This window comes from Nonomuraea sp. NPDC005983 (assembly GCF_040614375.1).
Taxonomy (GTDB): domain Bacteria; phylum Actinomycetota; class Actinomycetes; order Streptosporangiales; family Streptosporangiaceae; genus Nonomuraea.
The window spans coordinates 51504-65292 of the sequence record NZ_JBEXUP010000037.1 but is presented as its reverse complement, the minus strand read 5'-3'; the positions used below and the strand labels follow the sequence as shown (position 1 = coordinate 65292).

Sequence of the window (13789 nt, the reverse complement as noted above, 5' to 3'; positions counted from 1 at the left end):
CGCCGGTGTCGGTGCCGAGGCCGAACCTGGCGATGCCGGCGGCCAGCGCGGCCGCGGTGCCGCCGCTGGAGCCGCCGGGGGTGAGGTGGTCGTGGCGTGGGTTGCGCACGTCGCCCCAGTGCGGGTTCTCGCTGGTGATGCCCCAGGCGAACTCGTGCTGGTTGGCCTTGCCGACCAGCAGCGCACCTGCCTGCTCCAGCACCTCGACGCATGGTGCGGTGGTCAGCGCCTCCTGCGTGCCGTACAGCGCCGAGCCCCTGGTCGTGGGCAGGCCGACGACGTCGATCATGTCCTTGGCCACGAACGTCCAGCCGTCGAGCGGGCCGCCGGGCGGCTGCTCGGCGAGCGTGGCGAGCCTGTCGATGACAGGGGTCCGGCCGGCCTCGATGAGGATGTTGTGGTCGCTGTGTCGCCTGATGGCCTCGGCCGATCTGGCGATCGCCGCCGCGCGTTCCATGGGGAGGTCTCCTGTCGAAGGTGCTGGTGCGGACGGGATAGTGGCAGATCCACGGTCGCGGCGTCGAGTGGTCAGACCTCCAGGGCGTCGAGGAGCGCCTGCAACCTGGCGGTCTCGCGGTCCGGCCTGACCAGGGCGAAGATACTGCGGCTGGTGTTCAGCCAGGGTACGTCGGCGACCACCACGCCGGGTCCGTGCCCGGCCAGGGCCAGGTCGGCGACGAAGGCCGCGCCCACACCGGCCTCGATCAGCGTCATCGTGATCTTGAAGTCGTCGGAGTGGCAGGCCACGCGGGGGTGGAGGTCCCAGCGGGCGAACACGCCCTCGAAGAAGGAGGCGTCGCCGCTGGCCGGGTGGTGCATGATCCACGGCAGGTCGACGAGCTGCTCGGCCCGGTAGGGCGACAGATCCGGCCAGCTCGCGGGCAGCACCAGCTTGTAGCGGTCTTCAGCGATCCACCGTCTGCTCAGTGCCGACGGCCAGGACAGCCCCAAGTTACCCACCTGGTAGACGATCGCGGCGTCCATCTCGCCGCCCGCGCCCAGGTGCGGGATGAGCTGGGAGGATTCGGCGACCGAGATCCGCACCCCGGCGCGCTCGGCCGGCTCCATCCGCCGCAGCACGCCGGCCAGCCGGTCGACGAAGCTGGGAAACACCCCCAGCCTGATCTGCCGCTCGCTGCCGCGGTGTACCGCCTGCACCGAGGCGATCATGCGCTCGATGTCGACCAGGACGATCCCGGCATGCCTGGCCAGCACCTCCGCCGCACTGGTCGGCAGCACGCTGTGCGCCGAGCGCTCGAACAGCCGCACACCGATCTTCTTCTCCAGCGCGGCCATCTGCTGGGAGACGGCCGAGGAGGTGTATCCGAGCCGATTGGCCGCGGCGGCGAAGGAGCCCTGTTGTATCACCTCACGCAGAGTACGTAGGTGTTCCGGCTTCAGCATTAGAGTTCCTTGCTCTCAGGGTTGCTAAATGTCGTGTTTATAGCGCTTTCGCGTTCTTTTAGCTACTCCTACAGTGATGCCCACCGTCACTCCGGCAACCTTGAGAGTCACTTTGAGCATCCGTGTGTACCGCAACGCCGCCATCCATACCGGAGCGGGCGGCCATCCGCCGGCCCAGGCCATGGCCGTGGACGGCGAGCACCTTGTGGCCGTCGGCTCCGACGCTGAGGTCCGTGCGGCCGCGGGCCAAGGCGCCGAACTCGTCGATCTGGAGGGCGCCGCGGTCCTGCCAGGTCTCTACGACGCGCACATCCATACCGCGCAGTACGCCCACAGCCTCGGCGCGATCGACCTGCGCGACGTGCGCTCACTGGCCGAGGCGCTGACCATGATCGGTGAGCACGTCGCCAGGCTGCGCCCCGGCGGCTGGTTGTTCGGCGGCCGATGGAACAGCAACACCTGGGACCCGCCGGCCCAGCCGGACAGGTACGCGCTCGACTCCGTCAGCGGCGGCCTGCCGATCGCCCTGCCGAACATCGACGGCCACACCGTGTGGGCCAACTCCGCGGCCCTGCGCCTGGCCGGCATCGACGCCTCGACCCCCGACCCGGTGGGCGGCGAGATCGTCAGGGACGCCGACGGCGAACCCACCGGCATCCTGCGGGAGTCGGCCTCCTACCCGCTGCGCGCCCTCATGGTCTCGGGCGACCTGAGCGACAAACTGCGCCTGGCCCAGGACGAGCTGCTCTCCCTCGGTCTCACCAGCGTGCACGACATCGACGGCGAGGACTGCAGGGACGCCTACCTGCGGCTGCGCGACGCAGGCGAGCTCAAGATCCGCGTCTACAAGGCGATCCCGACCGTCCACCTGGAGGCGGCCATCGCCGAGGGCCGCCGCACCGGGCAGGGCGACGACTGGATCCGCACCGGACCGGTGAAGATCTTCAGCGACGGCGCACTCGGCTCGCACACCTGCCACATGGGCGAGGCGTTCGCCGGTGACCCCGGCAACCTCGGCATCGCGGTCACGCCGTACGACGATCTGGTCAAGCTGTTCAGGACCGCGGCGGACGCCGGCATCGCGATCGCCACGCACGCCATCGGCGACCAGGCCAACCACCTGGTGCTGGACGCCTACGAGGCCATCGGCCGCACCCCTGGGCTGCGCCACCGCATCGAGCACGCCCAGCACCTGCGTCAGGCCGACCTGACCAGGATGGCCAGGCTCGGCGTCGTCGCCTCCATGCAGCCCGTCCACTGCACCAGCGACATCGACCTGGTCGACTCCCTGCTCTCCGGGCACGACCTGGCTTCCTACGCCTGGCGCGGCATGCTGAACTCCGGCGTCGCGCTGGCCTTCGGCTCTGACGCGCCCGTCGAGCACCCCGATCCGTTCGCCGCGCTGTACGCCGCGGTGACCCGAACCCGCCAGGACGGCACCCCCGTCGGCGGGTGGCAGCCGGAGCAGCGGCTGAGCATGGCCGAAGCGATCACCGCGCACACCCTCGGCGCGGCCTACGCGGCAGGGGAGCAGGACCGTAAGGGCGTCCTCGCCCCCGGCATGCTCGCCGATTTCATCGCGGTGGACACCGATCCCTACCTGGAGTCGCCAGACGCGGTGCTGCGCACCAAGGTCATGACCACCGTTGTCGGCGGCGAAGTCCGCTGGCAGCGATCCTGAAGGAGCACTCCTTGAACACCCGTGTCCCCGCCCTCCTCATCACCGGCGCCCTGCTGGCCGCCACCACCGCCTGCGGCGCCCAGTCCCTCGACTCCGGCTCGAGCGACGCGGGCACCGGCGCGCAGCCCGCGGCCCAGGTCGTCCTCGACCAGGCTCCCGCTGAGGAGAAGGCGGCCGACGTCATCAACGCCATCACCCCGGACAAGGACCTCGCGGCCAAGGTGCCTGCGAGCGTGAAGTCCGGCGGCCTGAAGGTCGTCTCCTCGATCGGCTACCCGCCCATGGAGCTGTGGGCAAGCGACGGCAAGACGGCGATCGGCTTTGACCCCGCGCTGGCCAGGGCCATCGCCAGGAAGCTCGGCGTGAAGTACACGCTCACCGACGAGGAGTTCAACTCCCAGATCCCTGGCGTGCTCACCGGCCGCTACGACTTCGTGATCTCCTCCATGACCGACAACCCCGAGCGCCAGGCGAAGATCACCTTCGTCGACTACGTACAGGCGGGCTCCGGCATGCTGGTCAAGAAGGGCAACCCGGCCGGCATCGCGGGCCCTGCCGACCTGTGCGGCAAGACCGTCTCCGTCGTGGACAACGGCTCGTCGTTGGAGCTCGCGGAGAAGTACGACGCCGACTGCAAGTCCGGCGGCAAGCAGGCGCTGACCATCCTGAAGTTCGCCGGCGACACCGAGGCGATGCTCCAGGTCAGCAACGGCCGCGCCCAGGCCACCATCACCGACTACGTCGTGGCCGCGTACAAGGCCGCCGACCCCAAGGTCGGCGTCGATGCCGTCACCCTCGAGGGCACCGAGAGCCCCTGGGGCATCGGCATGAAGCCTGACAACACCGCGCTCATCGACTCGGTCAAGGGCGCTCTCGACTCCCTGATCAAGAGCGGTGAGTACGGCAAGCTGCTCGCGGCCTGGAACCTGGACAAGCTGGCGGTCCAGTCGGCCGTGGTCAACGGCGGGAAGTAGCGTGCGTACCGAACCTATCGCCGACCCGTCGGGGACGCTGGTCCCCGTCGCCCGCACCCGCCACTGGGGCCGCACGCTCTCCGCCGTGGCCGCGCTGGCGATCTTCGGCTGGCTGCTCTTCCTGATCGTCGTCAACCCGCGCCTCGACTGGAGCGCGGTCGCCACCTATCTGTTCAACGAGCGGATCCTGGACGGGGTCTGGGTCACCATCGAGCTCTCGGTGCTGGCCACGGTCCTCGGTCTGGTGCTCGGCGTGCTGATCGCGGTGATGCGGCTGGCGCACAATCCGGTGCTGAGCCAGCTGGCGACGTTCTACATCTGGTTCTTCCGCGGCACTCCCGTGCTGGTCCAGCTCATCTTCTGGTACAACCTGGCGTTCCTGTTCCCGGCCCTGGTGATCAAGATCCCGTTCACCTCGATCGGCCTGATGTGGGACACCAACCAGGTGATGACCGGCTTCACCGCCGCCATGCTGGGCCTCGGGCTGAACCTGGCCGCCTACTTCGCCGAGACCGTGCGCGCCGGCATCCAGGCCGTCGACCACGGCCAGACCGAGGCGGCCTACGCGCTGGGCATGACACCGGCCAAGCGCATGCGGGTGATCGTGCTGCCGCAGGCGCTGCGCATCATCATCCCGCCGACGGGCAACGAGTTCATCTCCATGCTGAAGACGACCTCGCTCGTCTACACCGTCGCAGGGCACGACCTGATGACCAACGCCAGCCAGATCTACAAGACCAATAACATGATCATGGAGCTGCTGATCGTGGCGAGCCTCTGGTACCTGTTGCTGACCACAGTGGCCACCTTCCTGCAGGGCAGGCTGGAGCGCCGCTTCGGGTCCGACGCCGTCCGGCTGGTCCGCCGCGGCGGTCTGGCCGCCAGGGTCCTGCCGAAGGTCCCCGCGTGAGCCCGGTCGTGCACGCCACGGGCGTGCGGATGAGCTACAAGGACGTCCAAGTCCTCAACGGCGTGGACTTCGAGGTCGCGGCCGGCGAGGTGAGCTGCATCATCGGTCCGTCGGGGTCGGGCAAGTCGACGTTCCTGCGGTGCGTCAACGGTCTGGAGCCCGTGCTCGGCGGCAGCTTGCGGGTGCTGGGCGAGGAGGTGGGCCATTCGCTACGCGACGGCAAGTATCACCCCTGGTCCCCCAAGCAGTACGCGGCCTTCCGGAAGAACATCGGCATGGTGTTCCAGCGCTTCAACCTGTTCGCCCACCACAGCGCGATGGAGAACGTCGCCTGCGGCCCCGCCCACGTCCTGGGCACGCGGGCGGACCAGGCGAATGCGCGGGCGATGGAGCTCCTGGACCGAGTCGGCCTGGCCGACCACGCGCACAAGCGGCCACACCAGCTCTCCGGCGGCCAGCAGCAACGGGTGGCCATCGCCAGGGCGCTGGCGATGGACCCGGCCCTGATGCTGTTCGACGAGCCCACCTCGGCGCTGGACCCTGAGCTGGTGGACGAGGTGCTGGAGGTGATGCGAGGCCTGGCCGCCGACGGGATGACCATGGTCGTGGTGACCCACGAGATCGCTTTCGCCCGCGAAGTCGGCGATCGGCTGACCTTCTTCGCCGACGGCGTGGTCGTCGAACAGGGCCACCCCGCCGAACTCCTGGCCAATCCCGTGCACGAGCGGACCAAGGCGTTCCTGTCCAGCGTGCGCGACTCCGGCGCCTGAGCGGTGAAGGGCGGCCTGTTCGGGCCGCCGTTCATGCCGGTCACCTCGGGACGGCACAGCCGTGGGAGCCTCTCCTTTCGGCCCGGAACCCCAGAAGCCACGGCGAACCGCAATGCAGGCGGGGCTGCAGGGGTCACGGTGCCTTCGTGGCCTGGGCGACCAGGGCGGCGATCTGGGCGCGGGAGGTGAGCCCGAGCTTGGTCATGATGTGTTCGACGTGGCCTTCCGCCGTCCGCTGGCTGATCACCAGCCGGGCGGCGATCTCCCTGTTGGTCAGCCCCTCCGCGACCAGCGCGGCGACCTCCTTCTCCCGAGGGGTGAGAGCTGTGAGGTCAGGATGCCCCGCCTCCGACGCGGGGGACGCCGTCTTCGCCCTTTCGCCCTTGGCTTCGGCGACGGCCTCGTCGAGCGTGAGTGCCGCTCCGCGCTCGAACATCGCGGTGAACCTCTTTTCACCCAGTGAGGCGTGGAGGGCTGCCACGCACCTGTCGTGATCGGTGCGCAGGTAGGAGAACAATGACGCACCCATGGTCTGCAACACGCCTTGTGCCGCTCCCAGCAGGCAGGCGGAACGTCCCGGGTTGTCAACTGCGGTGATCCAGGCCAGGTGCTCCAGGCAGTGGCCGACCCCGAGGCGGTCATCGAAGTCAACCTTGATCCGCAAACACTCCTGGACCATGGACCCGGCACGCCGATGATCTCCCTGCTGGCCCACCGCCAAGCTGTACTGAAACAGAGCCCAAGATTTGAGCCACAGCTCGCCTTGCGACTCACATAGCTCCAGGAATTTCTCGGACAGCGCAGCAGATCGCTCGACATCACCGGACAGGAAAACCGCCAGTTGCAGCATCTTCTGATCAAATGCGGATTCCCGGATGTCGCCGAGGGCGAGATGCGTGGCCAGCGCTTGCTCCAGAAGCACGACACCAGAGGCAGGATCGCCATCGGTCAGGGCCGCCCAGCCAGAGATGGCGTCTGCTGTGGCAAGGCAGGACTGCTCACCAAGCGCCTCGGCCAGCCTGTGGCATTCTCGCAGCAGACGCCGGGCCGTTGGAATATCAGCCTGCATGATCGCCATCCAGGCGTTGGTCCGCAATGCGGCGGCACGGGCTGGGGTCGGTTCGGGAGCCAGAGCGAGCGCCTGTTCGCACCACTGGCGTCCTTCACTCACATGCCCGGACAAGAAGAAGACCCACATGTCTCCGACCATGACCTGGGCCACCTGCGCCTGGCCGGGTTCGGTCAGGCAGAACCGCAGCGCGGCCTGCAGGTTGGCGTGCTCCCGGCGAAACCACGCGAACCAGGCCACCTGATCGGGGCCGAACCACTGCCTGTGACAGGCCTCGGCCATCGTCTGGAAGTAGTCACGGTGACGCCGCCGTACAACGGCCCATTCACCCGAGGCGGTCAGCCTGTCCTGGGCATACTGGCGAATCGTCTCCAGCATCCGGTATCGCACGGCTCCGCCGTCGTCGACGACGCTCAGGATTGACTTGTCCACCAGTGCGTCCACCAGGTCGAGCACGTCGGTGGCCGCGATGCCCTCTCCCACGCAGACCTGCTCCGCGGCAGCGAGGTCGAATCCGCCGGCGAACACCGACAACCGCTCCCACAGCGTGCGTTCCGAGAGCGTGCAGTGCTCATAGCTCCAGTCGAACAACGCCTGTAGCGTCTGCTGCCGCGCCTCCCCCGCCCTGTTGCCCTTGATGAGCAGCTGGAACCTGTTGTCCAGCCGCGCAAGGATCTGCTCGGCCGACAGTGATCGCATCCGTACCGCGGCCAACTCCAGCGCCAGTGGGATTCCTTCCAGCCGCCGGCAGATCTCCACCACCACCCCGGCGTTCACCGGGGTGAGCTCAAAGCTGGGAACCGCCGCACGCACCCGATCGGCGAACAGGCTCACCGCCCCAGACTGAGCCAGCATCTGCGGAACCTGGCTATCAGAGCCGGCGGGAAGGTCGGGGACGTCCAAGGTGGGCACGGCCCAGGCGTGCTCGCCAACGATCCCGAGCGACTGGCGACTGGTGGCCAGGATCCTCATCCTGGGCGTCGTCGGCAGGACGGCCCTGATGAACTCCGCGCAGGCATCCACCAGATGCTCACAGTTGTCCAGCACCAGCAGCAGATCCTTGGAGTGCAGGAACTCAAGCAGCGGAGCGCTCAGTCCCTGCGTCGAGTAGTCCTGGACGCCCATCCCATGGGCGACGGTGGCGAGGAGGAGTTCCGCATCAGACAGATCGGCCAAGCCCACCAGCCACACCCCGTCAGGGAAAGCCCGCCGCACCTGGTCGGCCACGCGTAGCGCCAGCCTGGTCTTGCCGACACCGCCAGGACCGGTCAAGGTCACCAGCCGGGACTCCGACAGCAGCTGCTTCACCTTGGTGATCTCGTGTCGGCGGCCCACAAAACTGTTCAGCTCGGCCGGAAGGTTCCCCTTGCGCTTACGCGTCGAACCTGCCACCAAAACGCTCATGAACCGGCCTCCTGACCGGCTAGCCGTCGTCCCTTCATACTATGTCGAACGAGGTAAGCGCTTCCTGATGCCCCAACCTGGCAGCCGCCGGCGTCCGCCTAGGACGGCAGCGGCGGGGCCTTCCTGGCGGAGCCCCGGTACTGGTCGGGGTGGTAGCGACGGTCGCTCTCGTCCAGCTTGGCGTGGGCGGCCTCGACCAGGTCCACGCCGAGCCGGTCGGCGAGCCGCACCAGGTAGACGGTCACGTCCCCCAACTCGGAGCGGACCCTGGCCAGTTCCTCCTCGCTCAGGCCCGCCGACTCGTCCGCGGTGAGCCACTGGAACTCCGCCACCAGCTCCCCCACCTCGCCGGCGAGGGCCATCGCGAGATTCTTGGGCGTGTGGAACTGCTCCCAGTCGCGGACGCTCGCGAACTCCCGCAGCCGCGCCGCCAGTTCCTCCAGTTCTGTCCTCACAGGTGACGACCCTAGTCGGCCGGCAAGGCACCCTACGTAACCGGTGGAGGCGGCGAGCCTCCTCCGCCACCCGGCCGGCCCAGTGCGGCCGGGTGCCGCAGGGGACTGAGCCGGCTGTCGTTGGAGGCAGGCGGCCCGCCGCCACAGGGCACTAAGCCAGCTGGCGGTGGAGGCGGCGGGCTTCCTCTGCCACGCGGCTGGTCCCCTTGCGGGCGGCCAGGTCCGCCAGGCCGGGGATGTCTCCGCGCGCCCCCGTCAGGACGGCCGCCTTGACGGCGATGGCCAGCAGTTGGCCGAGCCCGGCCCTCGGCACCGCACCCGGGGCGGGCAGCAGGCTCGGCAGCGCCTCCGCCAAGATCGCCCACACCGCCGCGTGCGCTCCAGCCGGCGTCGCCTCCTCCAGCGCCGAGGCGAGACGGTTGAGCTTCACCAAGTCCTCGGAGACGAGCCGCCCGATGGCCGACCCGAAGTCGGCGGCGGGCACCTCGTCGCGGGACGCCAGGGTGATCAGCGCGTCAGCGGCGGCGGCCCGTTGGGCGGGGGCCCGGTGCCCCATCCCGATCGTGATCGCGGCGGCGGTGACCGCCCCCACCGGGCCGTCTCCGTGCACCAACCGCGCCACGACCTCGATGTGCCCGTTACGGCTGCTCATGGACTCGCGCAGGGGGTGCATCAGCCACGCGGCCACGGCCTCCCGGTGCGAAGGCATCAGGGACGGCCACCACATCGTGTCGCGCGCGTAGGCCGGCATGTGCCCCACCGTCCACAACCGGCGGATGTCCTCCGGTAGCTCGGGCGCGGTCGTCTCCTGCCGTGGGGCGGCGTCACCGCCCACGGTGCCGATGCGTGGCGGGGTGATCCCGCGGTCGGTGGCGACGGGGTCCGGCAGCCCGCCCGCGCGCAGCCACGCGGCCAGGTTCCGGCCCGCCTCCGATCGCAGCTTTCCTGCCCGTTCGGCGATCACCGGGTCGATCCGGCGCGGCAGCCGCAGCAGGGCCTGGGCGAAGTCGGCGGGCAGCGGTTCCGCCCCCTCCAGCCGCTCCATCCGGGCCACGAGGGTCTCCGGATCGAGGTGGCCCGTCGGGGCCGTCGGCGTGGCCAGCAGCACCGGCAGTGTCGCGCCCGACTCCAGGAGGGTGACGATCTCGCGTATCCGTCGAAGGACGAACAGCTCCGTCGCCCCGCTGGGTGCGTAGGACACCTTGGGCTGATCCAGCGCCGCGGTCAGCTTGCGACTGCTGGAAGGCATGATGACCGCCAGCACGCACCGCGCCAGAAGCGGATGCGTGTAGTACTCGTAGTAGTCGTGGACGTAGCTCTCGACCTCGGTCTCGACCATCGGCTGCCACATCCGCTCGAACCACGGCCGCAGCGCCTCCGCCAGGCTCCCACGGTCGCGGTGCGCCATCTCGACCAGCGCGGCGAGGATCCGCTCGAACTGCTCGGGCTCGTCCGGCCACCTCAGCGACTCGACCTCGTGGGCCAGTTCCTCCAGCGAGGCGATCGGCGGCAGCAGCTCCGCCAGCGCGTTCACGACCGGCGCCGAGAGCACGGGGACGTCCTCGACCGCCGCCTCGACCTCCCCGAACATCGCCGCGACCCGCTCGCGCAGCTCGTCCGGCAGCCCGGCGGCCGCCTCACGGACGGCCTCCCACCCCGCCCGGTCGACGGCCTGGCTCTTCGCGGCCGGGCGGGAGGCGAGCTTGACCGCCAGCCGCACGGCGCGGTCGCGTAGGGCGGGGGTGTCCTGGGCGAAGACCAGCGCGAGCGCCGTGAGGGCGCCGTCGGTGCGGGCGGGGACCGCCTTGGCGATCCACTGCAACGCGGACGTGACGTGCTTCTTCTCCGGCCGGAACGCCAGCGCCTGCACCGCCTCGGCGAACAGCTCGTCGGACAGGCCGCCCGCGTCGTCGACCCGGCGCAGCTCCTCGACCGCCAGCTGGACGAACGCGGACGACGACGACGGCAGCAGCCGGACGAAGTCGAGCGCCGGAACCTCGGTGACCTCGACATGCAGCGCACGCCAGAGCGCGACGAACGGCGCGATCTCCTCGGGCTCGCCACCGACGAGGAACCGGCCCGCGCACCCGCGGAGCAGGTCGTCGCGCTTCAGCCTGCCCTCCGCCGCCAGTTCGGCGAGCGCGTCGACGAGGGTGCGCTCGGAGTTCCACATCTGGTCCCAGGCCAGCGCTTCGGCCACTCCGTCGGCTTCGAAGATCCTCGGCACCATGGAGTCGAGCAACGGGTCGTCGCGGAGGACCGCCGTGCTGCCGCGCATGCCCGCCATCCGCCACACCCATCCGGCCACGAACGCGTCGGAGCCCGAAGGGTCGACTCCGGTCTCGACCGCCAACCCGGCGGCCAGGTCCCAGCCGGGCGGCCCCTGGTCGCGCTGCCAGCGCGCCACACCAGGCCTGAGCCGTTCGACCAGCCGGGCCGCCAGGTCCTTCCGCCACTCCTCCGGCCGGTTCCTGATCAGCGACAGGATGCGCTCGGCGTCGGTGCGGGGGCCGTCGACGTCGCGCAGCTCCCGCCGGTTCAGCCAGGACGCCACCTGCGCGGCCCCTCCCAGGCAGGCGGCTCCGGCCATGCGGAACCTCGCCGCCTGCCTCTCGACCTCCCATCGCGCGTCCCATCCCTGGCCGAGCCGCTCCGACAGGTAACCGGGCAGTTGGACGGCCACCGCCCGCCGCCCGAGGTCGTTGAGCGACGCGAGCAACCGGGCCATGGCGACGCTGTCGCCCACCTCGATGCGATGGACCACCTCACGCCACGGGTTCACACCGCCACCTCCGTCACGTCCAATGCCTCGTTGCGGACCCGCTGGGCGGCGAGCACGTGCTTGCACGGCCCTCGCGTGCCCCGGTAGTCGGCCCACCACGGGCAGCTGCAGGTCGGGCCGTCGGCGGTGAAGCGGACCCTGCGCTCGCCGACCTCGGCCACGCCGGGCCCGGTGAAGCGCACCGCGCCCCGCGCCACCAGCTCCACGGCGGCCTTCAGGCGCGGGTTCATCGCCAGCACCCGGCCCGCGTCGTAGGGCAGCTCGCGGTGGAAGTGCGCCGCCTCCGCCACGTCGTAGCCGACCCGGCCCGCGGTGCCGAGCTGGGTGAGCGCCGCGCGGACCCGGTCGCGCGACAGCCCGGACTCCTCCGCCAGCAGGTCGGCGTCGAGCCTCGGCTCGAACGCCAGCAGGACGCCCACCAGGTCGGCGTCGGCGGCGGCGTGGTCGGTGGACAGGTCGTCGAGCACCGCCCCCTCGCCGGAGAAGCCGCGCTTGGGCTCGGGCGAGAGCGTGAGGACGTACCGCATGCCCGGCAGCTCCAGCTCCCAGGCGCTCGCGACCGGCAGCCCGTTGGACGGCACGGCCGGGCCGTACGCCTTCAGCCCGGTGGCGAAGCGCAGCAGCGGCAGCAGGGTGGCCAGCCGGTCGGGGCCCGGCAGGCAGACCGCCCCGGCGGCGGGACGGGCCGACAGCCGCAGCATCCGCCCGGCCGGCACCGCCCAGAAGACCCCGCGCTTCGGCAACCCGCGCAGGAACCGGACCGCCTCCGGGCCGGTCAGCTCCGCGCGCAGGTCGAACCCGGAGGCGATGACCTGGACCTCGGCGAACCCGCGCACCCACCGCTCGGGCAGCGGCACCTTCTTCTCCACCACCGCCCCGTCGAGCGTGGTGGCGACCAGCTCGTCGGCCCCGACCGCCAGGTGCAGCGGGTCGCCGCCGCCGACCCGGGCCAGCGCCTGCCTGAGCGGGTTGTTGACGTCGACGTTCGTGGTGCCGAGCTCGACCACGTCGCCGTCGAGCGCCTCCTGGAGCACGTCGAGCCTGGCGTACACGCCGCCGCAGGCCGAGAACGACTCGAACCGCAGCCGGTCGCCGTTGCACGTCACCACCGGGTCGCGGACGATCCCGGTCGGGCGGGCGTCGTAGTAGCGGGCCCTGGCCACGTCGGCCACCCCGAGCAGCCCGGACGCCGCGCACGCGGGCCGGGTGAGCAGCCCGCTGAAGAAGTGGGGATGGGCCACCAGGCCCTGCCGGGTCATTCCCCCGGACGTGGACAGGCCGAGCTGGCCAGCTGCCAGGTCGAGCCCGGATGAGCGGGCGTATGAGTACGCCACCACCGCGTCTGCCATGCCCGGGACAGTAATGATCGTCACCGACAATCCCGGCCCGGCAGGTGTCAGGCCCAGCCGCCCGGTCCAGGACCTCGGTCACGCAGGCCCGCTCGGCGGCCACGAACGTGCTGGTGAACGCTCATCCGCGACGTGCGGATCTTCGACGGGGAGCGGGGCACCGAGCCGTCTGGGCCGCCCAGCCGGCTAGCGGGTCAGGTGCCGTCCGCCTGCCACCGAGAGGACCTCGCCGTTGGCGTGCCCGTTCGCGGCCGAGCCGAGGTAGGCGACCGCTGAGGCGACGTCCTCCGGGGTGCAGATGCGGCCGGTCGGCGTCTTGGCGCCTTCGGCGTCGACGGCCTCCTGCCCGAACGTGGTCAGCGCCCGGTCCGTCAGGGTGAAGCCGGGCCTGACGACGTTGGTGAGGACGCCGTGCTCAGCCTCCCGGGTGGCGAGCACCTTCACCGCCGTCTCCAGCGCCCCCTTGGCGGCCGGGTACGCCACGCCCGCGGGCATCGGCTGGTCGACCACGTCGGACGAGATCACCACCAGCCGCCCCCACCCGGCGGCCCTCATGCCGGGGAGGACGGCGTCGATCATGGCGAGCGTCCCTGTCACGTTCGCGGTGAAGCCGTCCGTCAGGGTGTCCCACGTCTCCGGTGTCCACGTGGGCCAGGCGACCGCGTTGGCGACCAGGACCGCGATGTCGCCGAGCTCGCGCTCGACCTGGCGCGCCGCCGCCTTCGCCGAGTCGCGGTCACGCTGGTCGATCCGGACCGTCGTGCCCTTCCCACCCGTCTGCGTGATGGCGTCGATGACGGCGCGCGCCCGCCCTTCGTCGCTGTGCCAGCCCGCGGCGACGAGCGCGCCTTCCTCCGCGAACACCCTGGCGATCGCCGAGCCGATGTCGCCGGACGCCCCGGTGACCAGCACGACCCGACCATCGAGACCGAGATCCATTGTTCCTCCGATAATTAGCCGACTATCTATTAGCCGACTATATACCTAGTAC

At 70.4% G+C, this 13789-nt stretch carries 11 protein-coding genes; 4 read left to right on the top strand and 7 right to left on the bottom strand.

Features of this window, described 5'->3' with window-relative positions; genetic code table 11:
• Together ABZ297_RS18710 and ABZ297_RS18705 are read right to left on the bottom strand one after the other, a co-directional pair.
• Positions 1 to 457 (bottom strand): amidase family protein (locus ABZ297_RS18710; RefSeq protein ID WP_355347196.1); only part of this gene is annotated, 457 nt, incomplete at its 3' end.
• Positions 458 to 528: 71 nt separating this feature from the next.
• Positions 529 to 1404 carry a LysR family transcriptional regulator gene (locus ABZ297_RS18705; protein WP_355347193.1) on the bottom strand — a complete coding sequence of 292 codons (876 nt, stop codon included), beginning with the start codon at positions 1402 to 1404 and terminating at the stop codon, positions 529 to 531.
• Between the two features lie 112 nt (positions 1405 to 1516).
• Between ABZ297_RS18705 and ABZ297_RS18700 the strand changes: the two genes are divergently transcribed.
• Genes ABZ297_RS18700 through ABZ297_RS18685 form a run of 4 tightly spaced genes read left to right on the top strand, consistent with a single transcriptional unit; the run spans position 1517 to position 5739 of the window.
• Positions 1517 to 3085 (top strand): amidohydrolase, encoded by a 1569-nt coding sequence (locus ABZ297_RS18700; RefSeq protein WP_355347190.1) that lies wholly within the window; start codon positions 1517 to 1519, stop codon positions 3083 to 3085.
• A gap of 11 nt (positions 3086 to 3096) precedes the next feature.
• The gene (locus ABZ297_RS18695; protein WP_355347187.1) at positions 3097 to 4059 is read left to right on the top strand and encodes an ABC transporter substrate-binding protein; all 963 of its coding nucleotides are present in this window, start codon (positions 3097 to 3099) and stop codon (positions 4057 to 4059) included.
• A gap of 1 nt (position 4060) precedes the next feature.
• Positions 4061 to 4969 carry an amino acid ABC transporter permease gene (locus ABZ297_RS18690; RefSeq protein ID WP_355347184.1) on the top strand — a complete coding sequence of 303 codons (909 nt, stop codon included), beginning with the start codon at positions 4061 to 4063 and terminating at the stop codon, positions 4967 to 4969.
• A gap of 29 nt (positions 4970 to 4998) precedes the next feature.
• On the top strand, positions 4999 to 5739 hold the full coding sequence (locus ABZ297_RS18685) for an amino acid ABC transporter ATP-binding protein (protein WP_355347202.1): 741 nt from the start codon (positions 4999 to 5001) through the stop codon (positions 5737 to 5739).
• A 133-nt stretch (positions 5740 to 5872) separates the two neighbouring features.
• On the opposite strand, the gene ABZ297_RS18680 is transcribed toward ABZ297_RS18685, so the two are convergent.
• The 5 genes from ABZ297_RS18680 to ABZ297_RS18660 form a co-directional block, all read right to left on the bottom strand.
• Entirely contained in the window at positions 5873 to 8212 is a 2340-nt protein-coding gene (locus tag ABZ297_RS18680; protein ID WP_355347181.1) for a LuxR C-terminal-related transcriptional regulator, read from the bottom strand.
• Positions 8213 to 8310: 98 nt separating this feature from the next.
• The gene (locus ABZ297_RS18675) at positions 8311 to 8667 is read right to left on the bottom strand and encodes a nucleotide pyrophosphohydrolase (RefSeq protein ID WP_355347178.1); all 357 of its coding nucleotides are present in this window, start codon (positions 8665 to 8667) and stop codon (positions 8311 to 8313) included.
• Between the two features lie 151 nt (positions 8668 to 8818).
• Positions 8819 to 11449: a DUF6493 family protein gene (locus ABZ297_RS18670; protein WP_355347175.1), complete on the bottom strand. Its 2631-nt coding sequence runs from the start codon at positions 11447 to 11449 to the stop codon at positions 8819 to 8821.
• On the bottom strand, positions 11446 to 12798 hold the full coding sequence (locus tag ABZ297_RS18665; RefSeq protein ID WP_355347172.1) for an SWIM zinc finger family protein: 1353 nt from the start codon (positions 12796 to 12798) through the stop codon (positions 11446 to 11448). Before ABZ297_RS18665 ends, ABZ297_RS18670 begins: the two co-directional genes overlap by 4 nt.
• Positions 12799 to 12984: 186 nt before the next feature.
• The gene (locus tag ABZ297_RS18660; RefSeq protein ID WP_355347169.1) at positions 12985 to 13737 is read right to left on the bottom strand and encodes an SDR family NAD(P)-dependent oxidoreductase; all 753 of its coding nucleotides are present in this window, start codon (positions 13735 to 13737) and stop codon (positions 12985 to 12987) included.
• Between the last annotated feature and the right edge of the window lie 52 nt (positions 13738 to 13789).